Source organism: Wolbachia endosymbiont of Drosophila aff. chauvacae BK-2020 (genome assembly GCF_032848195.1).
Lineage (GTDB): Bacteria > Pseudomonadota > Alphaproteobacteria > Rickettsiales > Anaplasmataceae > Wolbachia > Wolbachia pipientis.
In genome coordinates this window covers 283195-297693 of record NZ_CP136586.1, presented here as the reverse complement: position 1 = coordinate 297693, position 14499 = coordinate 283195, and the positions used below count along the sequence as shown (strand labels likewise).

The 14499-nt window shown below is 35.4% G+C and carries 15 protein-coding genes and 1 pseudogene; 10 read left to right on the top strand and 6 right to left on the bottom strand.

Annotated features, from left to right (window positions below; all coding sequences use genetic code 11):
- Positions 1-15 precede the first annotated feature (15 nt).
- On the top strand, positions 16-840 hold the full coding sequence (locus R0F62_RS01530; RefSeq protein ID WP_007550761.1) for a hypothetical protein: 825 nt from the start codon (positions 16-18) through the stop codon (positions 838-840).
- Positions 841-885: 45 nt separating this feature from the next.
- Here the strand turns inward: R0F62_RS01530 and R0F62_RS01525 are convergent, their stop codons facing one another.
- Both R0F62_RS01525 and recR read right to left on the bottom strand, forming a co-directional pair.
- Complete coding sequence (locus R0F62_RS01525; protein WP_010082095.1) at positions 886-2106, bottom strand: KAP family P-loop NTPase fold protein; 1221 nt, start codon at positions 2104-2106, stop codon at positions 886-888.
- 3 nt (positions 2107-2109) lie between these two features.
- The gene (recR, locus tag R0F62_RS01520; protein WP_010963080.1) at positions 2110-2715 is read right to left on the bottom strand and encodes a recombination mediator RecR; all 606 of its coding nucleotides are present in this window, start codon (positions 2713-2715) and stop codon (positions 2110-2112) included.
- Positions 2716-3438: 723 nt separating this feature from the next.
- On the opposite strand from recR, the gene R0F62_RS01515 reads away from it, so the two are divergent.
- On the top strand, positions 3439-3549 hold the full coding sequence (locus R0F62_RS01515; RefSeq protein WP_080717651.1) for a WPE palindromic element domain-containing protein: 111 nt from the start codon (positions 3439-3441) through the stop codon (positions 3547-3549).
- 599 nt (positions 3550-4148) lie between these two features.
- Here the strand turns inward: R0F62_RS01515 and ndk are convergent.
- Complete coding sequence (gene ndk / locus R0F62_RS01510; RefSeq protein WP_274979046.1) at positions 4149-4568, bottom strand: nucleoside-diphosphate kinase; 420 nt, start codon at positions 4566-4568, stop codon at positions 4149-4151.
- Between the two features lie 113 nt (positions 4569-4681).
- On the opposite strand from ndk, the pseudogene R0F62_RS01505 reads away from it, so the two are divergent.
- The 3 genes and pseudogenes from R0F62_RS01505 (at position 4682) to R0F62_RS01495 (ending at position 7319) form a co-directional block, all read left to right on the top strand.
- Positions 4682-5503: pseudogene (locus tag R0F62_RS01505) on the top strand (hypothetical protein).
- Positions 5504-6451, top strand: coding sequence for a ferrochelatase (hemH, locus tag R0F62_RS01500; protein ID WP_010082099.1), 948 nt, complete (start codon positions 5504-5506; stop codon positions 6449-6451).
- Between the two features lie 70 nt (positions 6452-6521).
- The gene (locus R0F62_RS01495; RefSeq protein ID WP_208571599.1) at positions 6522-7319 is read left to right on the top strand and encodes a hypothetical protein; all 798 of its coding nucleotides are present in this window, start codon (positions 6522-6524) and stop codon (positions 7317-7319) included.
- Between the two features lie 3 nt (positions 7320-7322).
- On the opposite strand, the gene gshA is transcribed toward R0F62_RS01495, so the two are convergent.
- The gene (gene gshA, locus R0F62_RS01490) at positions 7323-8483 is read right to left on the bottom strand and encodes a glutamate--cysteine ligase (RefSeq protein WP_010963085.1); all 1161 of its coding nucleotides are present in this window, start codon (positions 8481-8483) and stop codon (positions 7323-7325) included.
- A gap of 115 nt (positions 8484-8598) precedes the next feature.
- Between gshA and hslV the strand changes: the two genes are divergently transcribed.
- A complete protein-coding gene (gene hslV / locus R0F62_RS01485) occupies positions 8599-9153 on the top strand; it encodes an ATP-dependent protease subunit HslV (RefSeq protein ID WP_006280198.1) in 555 nt (184 codons plus the stop codon).
- A gap of 1 nt (position 9154) precedes the next feature.
- The gene (gene hslU, locus R0F62_RS01480) at positions 9155-10645 is read left to right on the top strand and encodes an ATP-dependent protease ATPase subunit HslU (protein ID WP_006280200.1); all 1491 of its coding nucleotides are present in this window, start codon (positions 9155-9157) and stop codon (positions 10643-10645) included.
- Between the two features lie 68 nt (positions 10646-10713).
- Here hslU and R0F62_RS01475 read toward each other — a convergent pair whose 3' ends face one another.
- Positions 10714-11655 (bottom strand): FKBP-type peptidyl-prolyl cis-trans isomerase, encoded by a 942-nt coding sequence (locus R0F62_RS01475; RefSeq protein WP_274979048.1) that lies wholly within the window; start codon positions 11653-11655, stop codon positions 10714-10716.
- Entirely contained in the window at positions 11648-12655 is a 1008-nt protein-coding gene (locus tag R0F62_RS06670; protein ID WP_010082029.1) for a polyprenyl synthetase family protein, read from the bottom strand. The genes R0F62_RS01475 and R0F62_RS06670 overlap by 8 nt, the downstream gene beginning before the upstream one ends.
- A 145-nt stretch (positions 12656-12800) precedes the next feature.
- On the opposite strand from R0F62_RS06670, the gene acpP reads away from it, so the two are divergent.
- From acpP to R0F62_RS01455, 3 genes are read left to right on the top strand one after another with little or no spacing between them, the layout of a single operon-like run.
- Positions 12801-13061: an acyl carrier protein gene (gene acpP / locus R0F62_RS01465; RefSeq protein ID WP_006279836.1), complete on the top strand. Its 261-nt coding sequence runs from the start codon at positions 12801-12803 to the stop codon at positions 13059-13061.
- A gap of 13 nt (positions 13062-13074) precedes the next feature.
- Positions 13075-14346, top strand: a complete 1272-nt coding sequence (gene fabF, locus R0F62_RS01460) for a beta-ketoacyl-ACP synthase II (RefSeq protein WP_010082030.1) — start codon at positions 13075-13077, stop codon at positions 14344-14346.
- 3 nt (positions 14347-14349) lie between these two features.
- Positions 14350-14475, top strand: coding sequence for a hypothetical protein (locus R0F62_RS01455; RefSeq protein ID WP_255322260.1), 126 nt, complete (start codon positions 14350-14352; stop codon positions 14473-14475).
- The last annotated feature ends 24 nt before the right edge of the window (positions 14476-14499 follow it).

Sequence of the window (14499 nt, the reverse complement as noted above, 5' to 3'; positions counted from 1 at the left end):
TTTAGAGGTAAAAAAATGAATACTACAGTAGAAAAAAATAATCCAAAAATTTTTCCTCAAAATGAAGGAAAGATTAACTCAAAAGGCATGGTTGCCCCACCTGTTCCTCCGAAATCTTCCCAAGCTAAATTTGCTGGAATAAAAGCAATTTTTGAGCGAAATGTACCTCATTCTCAAGCAAATGATAGTAATAAAACAGTGAGTAGCAATCTTGGAAGAACATTTGGCCCAACAATGCAAAAACTCATGGAAGACAACATTCATAGCACTCCTAACAAACAACGCCGCAATTCAGGGGATAGTGGTATCAGTGATATTAGTAGCAGCACTTCTGATGATGAGGATAGAACAATAAAAGATAAAATGATGGAAAATGTTAAGCAGGATAACCATCAAAAAAGCTTTGATTTACATAAAGTACAAGCAACTGATGAATTAGAAACCGTAAAATTTCTCAAAACGCTAAGCAAGAAAGAAAGAGAAAAACTTGGTTTTTCTCCTAAACAGCAAAATAACCAAAAGGTTGAGACTAGCAAAAAAACTTATAATCCACTTGATTGGAATCCAATCTATCAAGGTAAAAAGCTCTTTAGCTTAGGCAATATGTCGAGTAATTCGTCTTCATGTAGTGAAAAAAGCAATATTTCAGATGTAAGCGATAAGTCTAATAATTCAAACATTGTTAGATGTAATATTACTAGGAGTAACAGTAAGGAAGACCTTCGTAAACCTGATGCTTCACATAATGACAAATCTGCAGGTAAAAAATTATCTAATGTCAATGTAAGCGAATTAATCAGAAAGTTTGAACAAGGTAATGACATAGTAAAAGGGCGTTAATCAAATGTTACCCTATCTTTGTATATGTAAAGGTAGGGTATCTTTTCAAAATAGTATATCCTTTATAGCTTTGTTAATTTTTGACTCCCTCTCTGCAAAAGCAGTTTCTAGAGAGGTTTTAAGTTTTTCCCATTCTTCTTGACCATTTAGAACTAAAGATTTATATTCATTTTCAATTTTTTCCAATGCTCTTTGATATGAAAAACCTAATTCCTCATATATATCAATATTTATCGATTGCAGTATTACCAAAAATGAAAACAAATTCGGATCAGGTAATTCTTCTCTTGTGTGATTCAGAAGACACAGCTTTATTTTTTTTACGCAGTATTCTATTGTTTTTAACGATAGTGACAGGCTTTCTGCATAAAATATAAAACTATCTACAATCAAATTTTTTGACTTTTTCGGTAATTTAATATTTTCAAATAGTTCTTTTGTAAATTTTTCTATCGGTTGTTTTGGCAAATGTAAAGAGAGATCAGTAAAAGATTTTAGGTCAAAATTTGGTCCAAGTATTGTGCTGATTGCTCTTTGTACATTACTCTTATCTTTACTTACAGAAATAATGAAAACCAGCCCCTCCACATCAAGCATATACTTTATAGATTCCAAAAAATCGACAACGAATTTAGGACGGCACACATCAAGATTATCCACCATTATATAAATGTTTTTGTCTTTTCTGATTTTATTAACCACATCCGCTAACTGTGTTTTAAAATCTCTAGTACTCTCTTTTCTTCTTTGGAGAAGACTTAATTCACTCAAGACAAAACCTATGTCTTTTTTATCAGCCTCTTTTGCAGCATCAAGAAATACTGAAAGCATAGCAAGTGGAGATTTACTGATCAGCTTTCCTAGTGTGTTTAGAGAAAATAGCTCTTGGTTTATGTTCTTGAACTGTTGTATAACACTTCTTTTTACTTTATACGATACAAATAAATCTTCAAATAGGAAATTTAAAAAAGAAGGCAGTGGTTGGTCCAATGCATTGATATCCCATGCACTATAATAAGCTGCAATTTCATTTTGCTGTTTTAACTCTTTTACCCATTCTTTCAAAAAAAACGTCTTGCCCCATCCATCATATCCTTCCAAAGATATTATTGTAAAAGACTGATCAATTGTTTTAATTATAGTGTTGAATTTACCTGAAAATTGCTTATAGTTTAGGTGGTTATTTTCCCAAGCCACCACTTTAAGTGGTGGCACTATTTTTTTCTTTTTGAATGTTATTAGCGATATAAGTTTTTTTAAGCACATGTCTTATTTTATATTTAACTCATATTCTTGTCTTGAAGTAAGTGCTATCCTCAGCGTTCCTTCATCAAGATAGTCAATTTCTCCGCCCATTGGTATGCCGCAAGCAAGGCGTGATATTTTCACATCCAAATTTTTTAGCAATTCAATTATATATTGTGCAGTAACTTGGCCCTCTAATGTCGGATTAATTGCGATAATTATCTCTTCAATTTTAGACTCTGTCACTCTTTTCAGAATAGTGTCAAGGTTGAGTTCTTTTGGACCTATGCCATTTATTGCAGACAATCTGCCACCCAAAACATGGTATAAACCTGAATATATATTTCCTTTTTCAAACGCCCATAGATCACCTAATTCTTCTACTACACACAGTAACTTAGTGTCACGTTTTGGGTTAGTACAAATAGAACAAGGTGACTTAGTATCTAGATTTCCGCAAACTTCACACTCTATTATAAGATCTGCTAGCTCTTTAATCAAAGATGCAAGTGGTAGCATAACTTTTTCTTTGTTTTGGAGTAAATGTATAACTAACCTGCGTGATGATGATGGCCCTAAACTTGGCAATTTAGAGAAAGCATGAACTAGATTCTTTATGTTAACGTTCATTCAATAAATTCAGAATAGGCAGTCAAATGGTAACATCAAACCCTTTGTAAAGAAAGTGGTAAGTTTCTCTTGATCCCACTTTGATTAGCTATAGAAAAAATTTTTTACTCTAACGCAAAAAATTACTTCCGCACACTTAAAGCCTGATTATAATAGACTTCTTGCATAATCCAAACTAAGTAGAAAAAAGGTATCATCCGAGTAGCTCTCCTTTGTCATCCTAGTGCCTCCTTTTTTGTCATCCCAGTGCCCAGACACTGGGATGGCTTTGTTGCATCGCTAGCTATGATGGATTAAAGATAAAAAAGGTGGAGAATATCAGTAGCTTATTATTCTGGTATTTATAACAAGAACGGTCAGTGAATACCTAATTTTGAGTAAAAGAAATTTCACTACCACTCACTAATCCGGCTAAAATTCAAGAATTTCAATGCTTTAGCTATTTTCAATAGAATTAAATTTATTAATATAAATAACAAGTTACTATTCTTAAATTTGATCAGATTGATTGCAAAAAAAACAAGATTTTCAATAAGTTGCTTATAATCCTAATTATAGTTAGCCTTTCATAAGTAGCGATGCAACAAAGCCCACTGGGATCCAGGAATTTTATTAAGTTTGTAAGCATAAAAGTATAGCTAACGTGAGCTCTACGTCATACTGCCGCGAACCGTCATACCGCGATTCATTCGCGGTATCTCTTAGCCGCTAACACGTAGCGGGATGACGGTTGTCAGGCTAGCTGTCATCCCAGTGCCCAGACACTGGGATCCAGAAATTTTAATTGTAAGTAAGCATACTGGGTTGATAAGTATAAAAGTAGCTAGAAAATAAACATTTTTGATGAGATTATATGGAAAACTGGATGCCAGTGTCAAGCACTGGCATGACACCCTTCACGGACTTTTAAATTACTTTAGCTATAAATATTAAGAAATTTACCAAATGAAAAAAAAGGCAAAAGAAGCCCTGGGGTTATTATCCGCTTTAAAATATTGGCGTTTTTTATGTTTTAAACGCTTGACAAGCGAGATTCAGCCGCTTTTAATTGCAACTAACCTACGCTGCAAATGTTTAAGAAATTTACTAAGCAGAAAAAAAGACAAAGAATCCCCGAGTTAGCTAGTCTTTTACTATCTCTGTCGAGTATTGGCATTTTTTGATGTCTTGTAACGCTTTATAAGCGCGTTCAGCTTATTTAGATAAAAATCTAGATGTAGATGAAGTTTTGTAAAGACATGCAGTATCTATATACTGCAAAAAATTGAACATAAGACGCCGATACATTAAGTAATCCTGACCTTTTAATCTGCAGATTGGCGAAAGCAAATACAATAGCTTCAGTTTCATGATAAGGGGGCTGGCGAGGTTTGTCAAGGAAGTTTTTTCGTTTCTATGTTGTCAGCTACTTGGATGACGCCAATCTGAGTTGACTACACCAACTCACATTCAGCAAAAAAGAAAGCTATCTCCTTACGAGCATTTTCTAGACTATCTGAGCCGTGAACTCTATTTTCACTAATATCATCAGCAAAATCACCCCTGATTGTCCCTTTACCTGCCTGCTTTGGATCGGTAGCTCCCATGATTTGTCTGTATTTACTTACTGCATTTTCACCAACTAAAACTTGAACTACCACAGAACCAGAGGTCATAAACTCTACTAATTCCCCAAAAAAAGGCCTATCTTTATGAATTTCATAAAACAGCTCTGCTTGTTTTTTTGTTAGTAACATCATTTTTTGTGCTGTGATTTTCAGCCCAGATTGTTCGATGTAGGAATTTATATTGCCTGTAATATTATTTTTTACTGCATCAGGTTTTAATATCGAAAGTGTTCTCTCAATTGCCATATTATTTCCTTATATAAAATAGTATATTTATAGATTTATTTTATTGTAAATTTTGATTTGATAAAAGCAGTTTTTTATTTATAGTTAAGAATAAACCATCAAGGAGGTATTGTATGGGTGAATGTTGTAAAAATAACACTACTAAACAAGCTGAGCCTACCACTAAAAAACAAGCTAAATCTACTACTAAAAAATGAGTAAGTAACTTTAAGTCATCACTTTTTTGTGGAACAAAAGGGTTTTTGACTTTTAGTCTGGCATTTTTAAGTTATTTGGAATATAGTTCACATCATAATACAAAATTAAAAGAAGGTGCTGCCTTTGCAATGAAAAGAAACACTATTCCATTTCTTGAAATGACAATCATAGCACCGCTTGTTTGTTTTGCACTGCCAGCTATGCTAGGCAGTATGAGCCTCATGCAATGCGCACTTTTATGTGCTTCCTTAATGATTGCCACATGTTTTATTGTCAGAACTTTTCATCTGCGTGAGAAGTTAATGGAAAAAATCACTAACCATAGTAGAAAAGAAATAGACGCGGAATTTAAGAAAGATACTATAAAATTTCCTATCTTTGATCAAAATAGAAAACACACCGAGTATAATTCGCCTAACTCAGGGCGACTACTGGATGAAACAAGTAGCACCTCTCTTTTCGTTAAAGTTTTACTTTTTCCCCTCAAGGTTCTTCTGAATGTCCTGCAAAGTTGTATAATGCTATCTTTAGCTGCTGTTGAACTTCTTGAAACGGTACCAAGTCTTTTTGTCGATACATTTTTCGATTGGAACTTCACATCCACCAAGAGTAACCTGAAGAGATCAGGCCACTTATTGTATGCCAGTGTAAGAAATTTAGTGCCTATAACTAAATTTGATGAGTGTGTAGCTAATTTTATAGGCACCCCAGAAGTAACTTGTTGTAGTAGTGCGTAGGTGAAAAAGGCAGTTATCTTATTTAATCTTGGCGGGCCTGATTCACTAAATGCGGTCCGTCCTTTTTTATTCAACCTTTTTTATGACAGGAGAATAATCAATCTACCGAATCCCTTTCGGTTTCTTTTAGCAAAGTTTATATCTGCGAAACGAGAAAATACTGCACGAAAAATATACGAGGAAATTGGAGGTAAATCGCCAATTCTAGAGAATACAAAAATGCAAGCTAATGCTTCAGAACTAAAATTAAACGAAAATAGAAACCATGTACACAAGGTATTCATCTGCATGCGCTATTGGCGTCCATTTGCTGACGAAGTTATTGAAAGTGTAAAACAGTTTGATCCTGACGAAGTAATTCTGCTGCCACTGTATCCACAATATTCAACTACCACAACTCTGTCATCCATCGAGAATTGGCAAAAAAATGCTAAACGGTATGGCCTAAAATGCAATACAAAAATGATTCACCGTTATTATGATAACCAAGATTTTATTGAAGCTCACACTAATCTGATAGCTAAGTACTATAAATTGGCTAGAAAAATCGGTAAACCAAGAGTCCTATTTTCAGCCCATAGCTTACCTCTTAGTATCATTAAAAAGGGCGACCCTTACGCTTCACAGGTAGAAAGAAGCGTAGAGTTAATAGTAGAAAAGTTAGCTATCAATAACTTAGATTGGTCAATATGTTATCAGAGTAAGATTGGTCCTGTAAAATGGCTAGAGCCAAGCACTGAAAGTGAGCTATTACGCGCAAAAGCTGATGGTGTACCTGTAGTTCTATCACCTATATCTTTTGTTTCTGAGCATTCAGAAACTCTAGTTGAACTTGATATAGAATATAAAGCAATTATCAAGGATGGATATTACTTTCGTGTGCCAACTCTCAGTACCGATCCCTTGTTTATAAAATGCTTAGCCGATTTGTGCATAAATCTCCCTTAAAGTCCTGATTCATAGGGCTTTTCTTTTAGGATTTTATGTGATAGAATAACAGGAAGTTATTAACTATTTCATGCCAAACAAGCTAAAAAAGAAATCTAACATACTCGCACAAAGGGTGCATGATATTTATGATCATGATTTCAGGAAGGTAATCTGCATCACAACAGGTTTAACAGCCCTATTGTGTAAGATTTCACTGCAATTTTGCTGCGAGTTCATTGACAATAATAGATCCAATATCTTTCTTATACGGAATGTTGCTCGACTAGTAAAGTTTCCGACATCTATTCTATACATTGCCCATTCTGCATTTACTCTACAGGATCTAATTAAGGATTACAGAAACCCTGAGAGTAAAAAAGAGCTGGCAAAAATTGTGGGTAAATCGGCTAATCTTGCAAGCAGCACCATAGAAGCATTGATGATGTTGAAAGTCATCCATTTTTTGGCTAGAGGTAATGCAGATGTAACAAGTTATATTAGTTCAACATCAACGATCCTATTTTTGTTCATTTCAGAACCTATAAGCTATTATTATACATGCAAGAAATATCTGGATAATAAGGATCCTGAAAAGTCTGCTAAGTGTAAGAAGGACCTTATTATCAGCACATTAACTTTGTCGTTAGGTTTATTAAACTTCATATTAAGAAGGATAGAAACTCCAACTATACCAATAAACTTGGGTAGTGGTATAATCTATAATTTCAACTTAAGCGTAACAGTCAGCATAATATATAGTGCAGTATTTCTTGCAGTTCAACTTGATAAGTTGTTTAATCAACCTGTCAATGATGATCCTTCCACTGAACTTGATGATGTTCATAATATAAACGGTCATTCTAATGACAGCACTGTAGAGGTATAAGAATTAGGGATGAAAAGATTTTATTTCTACTGCCAACGCTAGTACTGCTAATTTGCTAACAATACTCCAAAGTGATAGAATTTTACCTTCTACAACCTGGCTAACATCATGAAACTCACAGTCAGTGGCATTCAAGCTAGAATATACATCTTTTCTGCTATTACATCGGTATAAGTAACATGTTGAAGTATCTCCTATATAGTATATTAGCGGTTCTGCAGAACTGCTTTTAAACATGTCAATGGTTGGTACACCTTCTTGTATAATAACGCTATTGATTGCTATTCCTTCTTTTATCTTTTTCATTTTATGACGCTTTTTTTTATTGAGGTTTAATATTTCCTCTCCACTTGTTGCTGTTATAATGCCCATCCCATATGTGCCATTGCTTGCTTTGATAAAAACGTAAGGTTGTGTTTTTATTTTATATTCTTCGTATTTTTTTTGCACTAGAGATAATATTTGGTCAACTTTAGTTGCTACTGCTCCTAGTGACAAATCATCATCAAAATCAACTCCATCACAGCTCTCTGTAAGCACAGAAATTAGCCATGGGTCTATTTTAAATTTGCCACAAAACTCAGATGCTAATTCTTGATAGATTTCAAAATACTTAAATTTCTGCCTGCTATGCCAACCGTATAGTGGGCTTGGTACTATATCTTGCTTTACGTCTTTCAGCGTGTCTGGAATGTGGCTCGTCATATCACGGTTCAGTATAATAACATCAGGCACAAATCCTGAAGTTGTCTTTAGCAGAGAGTTTTCTTTCACAACAGTTTCATACTGTTCTATTAAATTGTATACTTCATTATATAAAAGGCCAATTCTAGTCTCAAAACCTGCGAGTTGTAGTATTTTCTCTATAACAAATACGTTTTCTATATACATTTTATTGCGTGTATAATTTTCCGGTATTATAAGAACCTTTTTGTATTGATGTCTTTTAAAATAGCTTTTTATCAATCTTGCTGCCATCGTTCTTGATTCTTCACTTAAGTTATTGAACCCCGCAGGAAATAAATTAGCGTCTACTGGAACGATTTTATAGCCAGAGTTTCTAAGATCTATAGAGCTATAAAATGGCGATGTAAGGCCATTAAATTTTGCTTCGAACCAATTATTTATACTTTTTTCCAAATCTGGGTGAATTATGTTTTGCATCTGCACTTTAAATGTTATAAGGAAGGTATTATATTATAAGCTATAGTTGAACATATTTAGTAAATTTGACTAAAGATTAAAGTATAATGAGATTCTTATTTAAAGTGATAGAAAAATGATTCAACACGATAACAATAAAATGTATGGCACTACTATATTATCAATTAGAAAAGATAAAAGTGTAGTAGTAATAGGTGACGGACAAGTTTCACTGGGCCACACTGTTATAAAATCTGGAGCAAAAAAAGTTAGGCGTCTTTCTGGTGATTCCGTAATTGCTGGATTTGCCGGGGCAACAGCCGACGCATTTACTCTTTTTGAAAGATTAGAATCTAAACTTGACAAGCACCCAGGGCAATTAATGAGAGCATGTGTTGAACTTGCAAAAGACTGGAGAATGGATAAATATCTGAGGAAATTAGAAGCTATGATGATCGTTGCAGATAAATCTATTTCATTAGTAATTACGGGAACAGGTGATGTTCTTGAACCTGAAGATGGAGTCGCAGCTATTGGCTCTGGGGGAAATTTTGCTCTATCTGCAGCAAGAGCTTTAATTGACATTAAAGGAATATCAATAGAGGAAATTGCGAAAAAGGCTATGAAGATAGCTGGCGATATATGTGTTTATACAAATCATAATGTAGTTATTGAAAAGATAGAGGAGTGATATGTCTTCCAAGCAAAAAACTTTATGCACCAATTTTTCCAATCAGCCCATAACCCTTTCAGAAGGGCGGTCTTGTAGTAGTGACACCTACGATGAAAAAGATAACCTCTATAAAGATACTAAGAGTGGTTTTGATTCAAATGACAGCGATGTTCAAGTTAATGACAGCACTCAAGTTTTGTTAGATGACCTGCCACCACAGAAGATAGTTAAAGAATTGGACAGATTCATAATCGGACAGGATGATGCAAAGCGTGCTGTTGCTATTGCGCTCAGAAATCGTTGGCGTCGCAATCAGGTTCCATTTCCATTGCGTGATGAAATCATACCTAAGAATATATTGATGATCGGTCATACAGGGGTTGGTAAAACTGAAATAGCTCGTCGCTTAGCAAAACTTGCCGGTGCACCGTTCATAAAAATTGAGGCAACGAAGTTTACTGAAATAGGGTACGTTGGACGTGACGTTGATTCGATAATACGCGATTTAGTTGATGCAGCAATAGTTTTAGTTAAAGAGAAAGCCCGTAAAGCCTTAGCTAAAAAGGCTTTAATTTTAGCTGAGAAAACAATAGTAAACTCTATGGTAGGCGAAAATGCAACCGAAGAGAGTAAAAAAATTTTTAGAGAAAGGTTGAGGAATAAAGAGTTTGAGGACGGAGAAGTTTCTATTAACGTCAGAGAGAGCAAGAGTATGTTACCTACTTTCGATATACCAGGCATGCCAGGTGGGCAAGTTGGTGTGATGAATGTAACAGAAATAATGGGCAAGATGTTTAACGGGAGCAAAAAAACAAAAACTATTACGGTGAAGGTAAAAGAAGCGCGTGAAATATTAATTAATGAAGAAAGTGAAAGGCTAATGGATGAAGATAAGATAATCAAAGAAGCCATTGATCTTGTTAGTAATGACGGTATAGTATTTTTGGATGAAATAGACAAAATTGCAGCGCGTACAGAAGTAAAAGGTGAAGTAAACAGAGAAGGAGTGCAACGCGATCTGTTACCATTACTTGAAGGAACAACTGTTACAACTAAGTATGGCCATGTAAAAACAGACTATATATTATTTATTGCATCTGGTGCTTTTCATCAGTCTAAACCATCTGACCTCTTACCGGAATTGCAGGGCAGATTACCGATCAGGGTAGAACTTAAGGCACTTACTCAAGAGGATTTAATAAGAATATTAAAGGAACCAGAATCTAGTTTGTTAAAGCAGTACATAGCTTTAATGAAAACAGAAAATGTGACACTTGAGTTCACTGATGATGGTATAAAAACCATAGCTGAAATAGCGTTTACAGTTAATAGGCAAGTGGAAAATATAGGCGCAAGAAGGCTTCACACTGTCATGGAGAAGCTTTTAGATGAAATAAGTTTCATTGCTTCTGAGAAAAATAGCGAAAAATTCATTATAGACAGCAAGTATGTAAAAGATAAACTTGAGTCAATTTCGAAGCAGCTTGATTTATCTAAGTTTATACTTTAGGAAAAACGAAAAGCCTACTTTAAGTAGTATAGAGAGTGTTCAGAAGATTAGCCAGTAGACCTAAAATTTCAGCTATATTCTTTAGGCTGTTTTTCAACAGTAGAATGGTGTGCTGCGACCTCTTGCTTAACATCTAAGCTTAAGTCAATTATTGAGATATTTTCTTCATCATAATCTATGTCTTTTATTAACATATCGTCAGTAATAGTCAAAAGGTCAGGCGGAGAAAGAATAGTTCTTTTATTACCAGCTCTCATTCCCACAACTCCAAGCTCTATAGCAAGTGGTATTTTTTTATCGCCAACCCTAAATTGCACTGTTTGATCTTTGACTATATATTCCCCATTATGCTCCTTTACGCTATATTTAACCGATATCTCATCACCGCACCTTACTTGTTTTCCAGTCTTGTTAATTAAGTCATTAAAAACCATCAGATTATTTACTGAGTCGGGATATTTATCCTTTACTTCGATCAGTTTGACGTAATAAGAATTAAAATTCATTTTGTTCTCATTGGCAATAGTAACTACACGCTCTCCGCCTTCTTTCATACCTATTACCCCTAAACTCACTTCTTTTAGGTCATCTTGACCTATTTTCAAAGTAACATCAGAAACTTTGCTAGGGAGTGTTGCTGAGTTATTATTAGAAATTTTATATATTTGCAATAGGACTTCCAGGCCACAAAAAGCCTTGCTGCCACTGCCTTCAGTAATTTCATAAAAATTTATTGAATCTTCTTCCTTTTGCTGCGTTATTTCTTCTAAATATTCTGTCAGCCCATGCTTTTCAATATAGCGGTCAAGTGCTGATTCAAGTATTGGCTTCACTAGGTAATGTGCTATCGTCTGTATCAAACCACCATGCGTGGCATTTATCTCATAAAGCTTGTCCTTTTTTTCCGGTTTACCTTTGTTTATATAGACAATAGTAAACACAAAAGCAGAAGTTAAAGTGAGAATCATTACTACGGAAATAAGTATTTGTAATATAATTTTTCTAACCATCTTTCTTTACTTGATTCAATAAATCATATAAATAATTAGTATCCCCTGAAAGCGCACTCAAATTATCCAAGCCTTGTTTAAAGAGGCCGTCTATATAGTCCTCTACTTCACTTTTACCAAGCACAGACATAAGATTATTTGTTTTATCTTGTTCGTAGTCTTCAATATCATCCTTAGCTTGAAAGATAAGCCCTAGATTTATTCCATAGTTATATAACGCTTTACGTTGCTTGTCTGTAGCACCCCCTATTATAGCACCTATTTCACATGAAGCTGCAAATAGTTTTGCGGTTTTCATCAAATGAATTTCTTTTATTTTATCAGCTTGGCCCGACGTCATTCCAGCGTCATACATACAGCCGTACGAATGTTGTAGTTTTAAGGTAGAAAGGGTGTCATGCAAGTAGCTGACACTGGAATCCATTTCATGTTCAGCTCCACTATCGCATGGCTTTTTGCACGAAATGCTTGTAGGCAAAGCCTTCTGGATCCCAGTGTCCGCTACTTGAATGACAGAGGGTTGGGGGCTAAAATCTATATGCTCACTGTTAATATCTAAAGCCTGTCCTCCCACCATTCCCCTAATTCCTATTGCCTGAGAAAGAACTTTTATGATCTCACAGCGTTTCTCATTTAACGAAGATAATACCTCAAAAGCCAGAGTAAGTAGTGCATCTCCGGCAAGCACTGCTGTTGCTTCATCAAATTTTTTATGGCAGCTTAGCTGGCTTCTGCGAGTATCACTGTTGTCCATGCACGGTAAATCATCGTGAATTAGAGAGTAAGCATGAACAAATTCAATTGCTGCAGCAACTGATATTACTTTTTTAGCTTCCGCGTTAAACACTCGCGATGAAGCTACGACTAAAAAGGAGCGTATATGTTTTGCAGGAGCAAGGAGTATATAACGCATAGCTGATATAAGCTTATTCTCGCTATTTTCGGGTAAGAGTTTATTTACTTCTACAATAAGCAAATTTTTTGTTGTTTCGTCTAGCATTTTTGAATTGTTAATTGTTTAGCACGTAACGCTAGCCAGCTAGGGCAGTAGAAAACTTTACTGTAGTTTACCAGTTATAAAAGATATTGCAAACATAAAAATTTTTTATAACATCAAAGAATAGGTTATTTTTTTGGTAAGAAATGTGAATAGCGAACTAGCAAAGAGCACTAGAGAAGACATAGAAGAAAAAGTGAAAAAGATTATACTAGAGCATATTAGTAAGGATGTAGAGAAATTCAACAGCTCTTCAAAGCTTTCGGAGCATGGTACAGACAGCTTAGATGCAGTTGAAATCATCATGGCAGCAGAAGAAGAGTTTGGAATAGAAATTCCAGATGAAGACGCACAAAAAATGGAAACTATGGAGCAAATAGTTGAGTACATTAATAATAAAAAAGGCTAATAGTTAGTGTTAAATGAGCAGAAGAGTAGTAGTCACTGGTGTTGGTTTAATCACTCCACTAGCGGCAGATGTTGACAACACTTGGTCAAGGCTAATAAAAAGTGAGTCTGGCATAAAAGCAATCAATACGGATAGATTTGACTCTTCTGATCTTGCTTGCAAAATTGCAGGGCAGGTGCCGTTGCAATCAGACAACATTGAGCACCATTTCAATCCACTAGATTATATTTCTGAGAAAGACTCAAAAAGGACAGATCGTTTTATCCATTACGGTATTGCAGCAGCTATTCAGGCAGTAGATGATTCATTAATTTTGGAAAGCCAAAATATCAATCGGGAACGTGTTGGTGTGACTATTGGCTCTGGTATAGGTGGTCTTCCGTCAATTCAGGAAAATGTTATTACCATGCAGGAAAAAGGGCCCAGACGTGTCAGTCCATTTTTTGTCCCTGCAAGTCTAATAAATTTGATATCTGGCCATATTTCTATTAAATACGAATTTACAGGTCCAAACGATTCAGCAGTAACCGCATGTGCAACAGGTGCGCATGCAATCATAAACTCAGCAAGAACTATAAAACTTGGTGAAGCGGATGTTATGATTGCAGGTGGAGCAGAAAGTGCACTGTGTAGAGTTGGAATTGCAGGTTTTGCATCTATGAAGGCGTTATCAACTAAATTTAACGATAAACCGGAAGAAGCTTCAAGGCCATGGGATGAAGAACGCGATGGTTTTGTTATGGGTGAAGGAGCAGGTATATTGGTGCTGGAGGAATACGAACATGCGAAAAAAAGGGGGGCAAAAATACATGCTGAACTGGTTGGGTACGGACTCACAGGAGATGCGCACCACATTACAGCACCACATCCAGAAGGAAGAGGCGCATTTAAGGCAATGCAGCTTGCTTTAAAGAGCGCACAAATTAATCCCAATCAAGTAGGGTATATCAATGCACATGGAACTTCAACGCCACTTGGAGATAAAATTGAAGTAATAGCAATGAAACAGTTATTCGGTGACTACGTTTATAAAATACCTGTTTCTTCAACTAAATCTTCTATAGGACATTTACTTGGTGCTGCAGGGAGCGTCGAAGCAATATTCAGTATTCTTGCGTTAAATAATGGAATTATTCCGCCAACCTTAAATTTACACAAGCCTTCAGAAGGATGTGATTTAAATTTTGTACCGTTTAAAGCTCAGGAGCATAAAATTCAATATGCACTTTCTAATTCGTTTGGTTTTGGTGGCACTAATGCATCGCTCATATTTGGACAAGTTTAGTTGATGTCACCCCAGTGTCTTCCTCTTGTCATTCCAGTACCCTCCTCTTGTCATGCAAGCAGCTCTCCTACTGTCATCCCAGCACGTGACACTGGGATGACAAACGGTTGTGAAAGGGAATACATATAAAAATTAAACTATCAATAGCAATTC

Excerpts from the sequence above, each read along its gene's own strand:
- R0F62_RS01530 (WP_007550761.1), top strand. The coding sequence starts at position 16 with ATGAATACTACAGTAGAAAAAAATAATCCAAAAATTTTTCCTCAAAAT.
- R0F62_RS01475 (WP_274979048.1), bottom strand. The coding sequence starts at position 11,655 with ATGGTTAGAAAAATTATATTACAAATACTTATTTCCGTAGTAATGATT.
- R0F62_RS01515 (WP_080717651.1), top strand. The coding sequence starts at position 3,439 with ATGACGGTTGTCAGGCTAGCTGTCATCCCAGTGCCCAGACACTGGGAT.
- hslV (WP_006280198.1), top strand. The coding sequence starts at position 8,599 with ATGATTCAACACGATAACAATAAAATGTATGGCACTACTATATTATCA.
- R0F62_RS06670 (WP_010082029.1), bottom strand. The coding sequence starts at position 12,655 with ATGCTAGACGAAACAACAAAAAATTTGCTTATTGTAGAAGTAAATAAA.
- ndk (WP_274979046.1), bottom strand. The coding sequence starts at position 4,568 with ATGGCAATTGAGAGAACACTTTCGATATTAAAACCTGATGCAGTAAAA.
- gshA (WP_010963085.1), bottom strand. The coding sequence starts at position 8,483 with ATGCAAAACATAATTCACCCAGATTTGGAAAAAAGTATAAATAATTGG.
- R0F62_RS01495 (WP_208571599.1), top strand. The coding sequence starts at position 6,522 with ATGCCAAACAAGCTAAAAAAGAAATCTAACATACTCGCACAAAGGGTG.
- hslU (WP_006280200.1), top strand. The coding sequence starts at position 9,155 with ATGTCTTCCAAGCAAAAAACTTTATGCACCAATTTTTCCAATCAGCCC.
- fabF (WP_010082030.1), top strand. The coding sequence starts at position 13,075 with ATGAGCAGAAGAGTAGTAGTCACTGGTGTTGGTTTAATCACTCCACTA.
- recR (WP_010963080.1), bottom strand. The coding sequence starts at position 2,715 with ATGAACGTTAACATAAAGAATCTAGTTCATGCTTTCTCTAAATTGCCA.
- R0F62_RS01455 (WP_255322260.1), top strand. The coding sequence starts at position 14,350 with ATGTCACCCCAGTGTCTTCCTCTTGTCATTCCAGTACCCTCCTCTTGT.
- R0F62_RS01525 (WP_010082095.1), bottom strand. The coding sequence starts at position 2,106 with ATGTGCTTAAAAAAACTTATATCGCTAATAACATTCAAAAAGAAAAAA.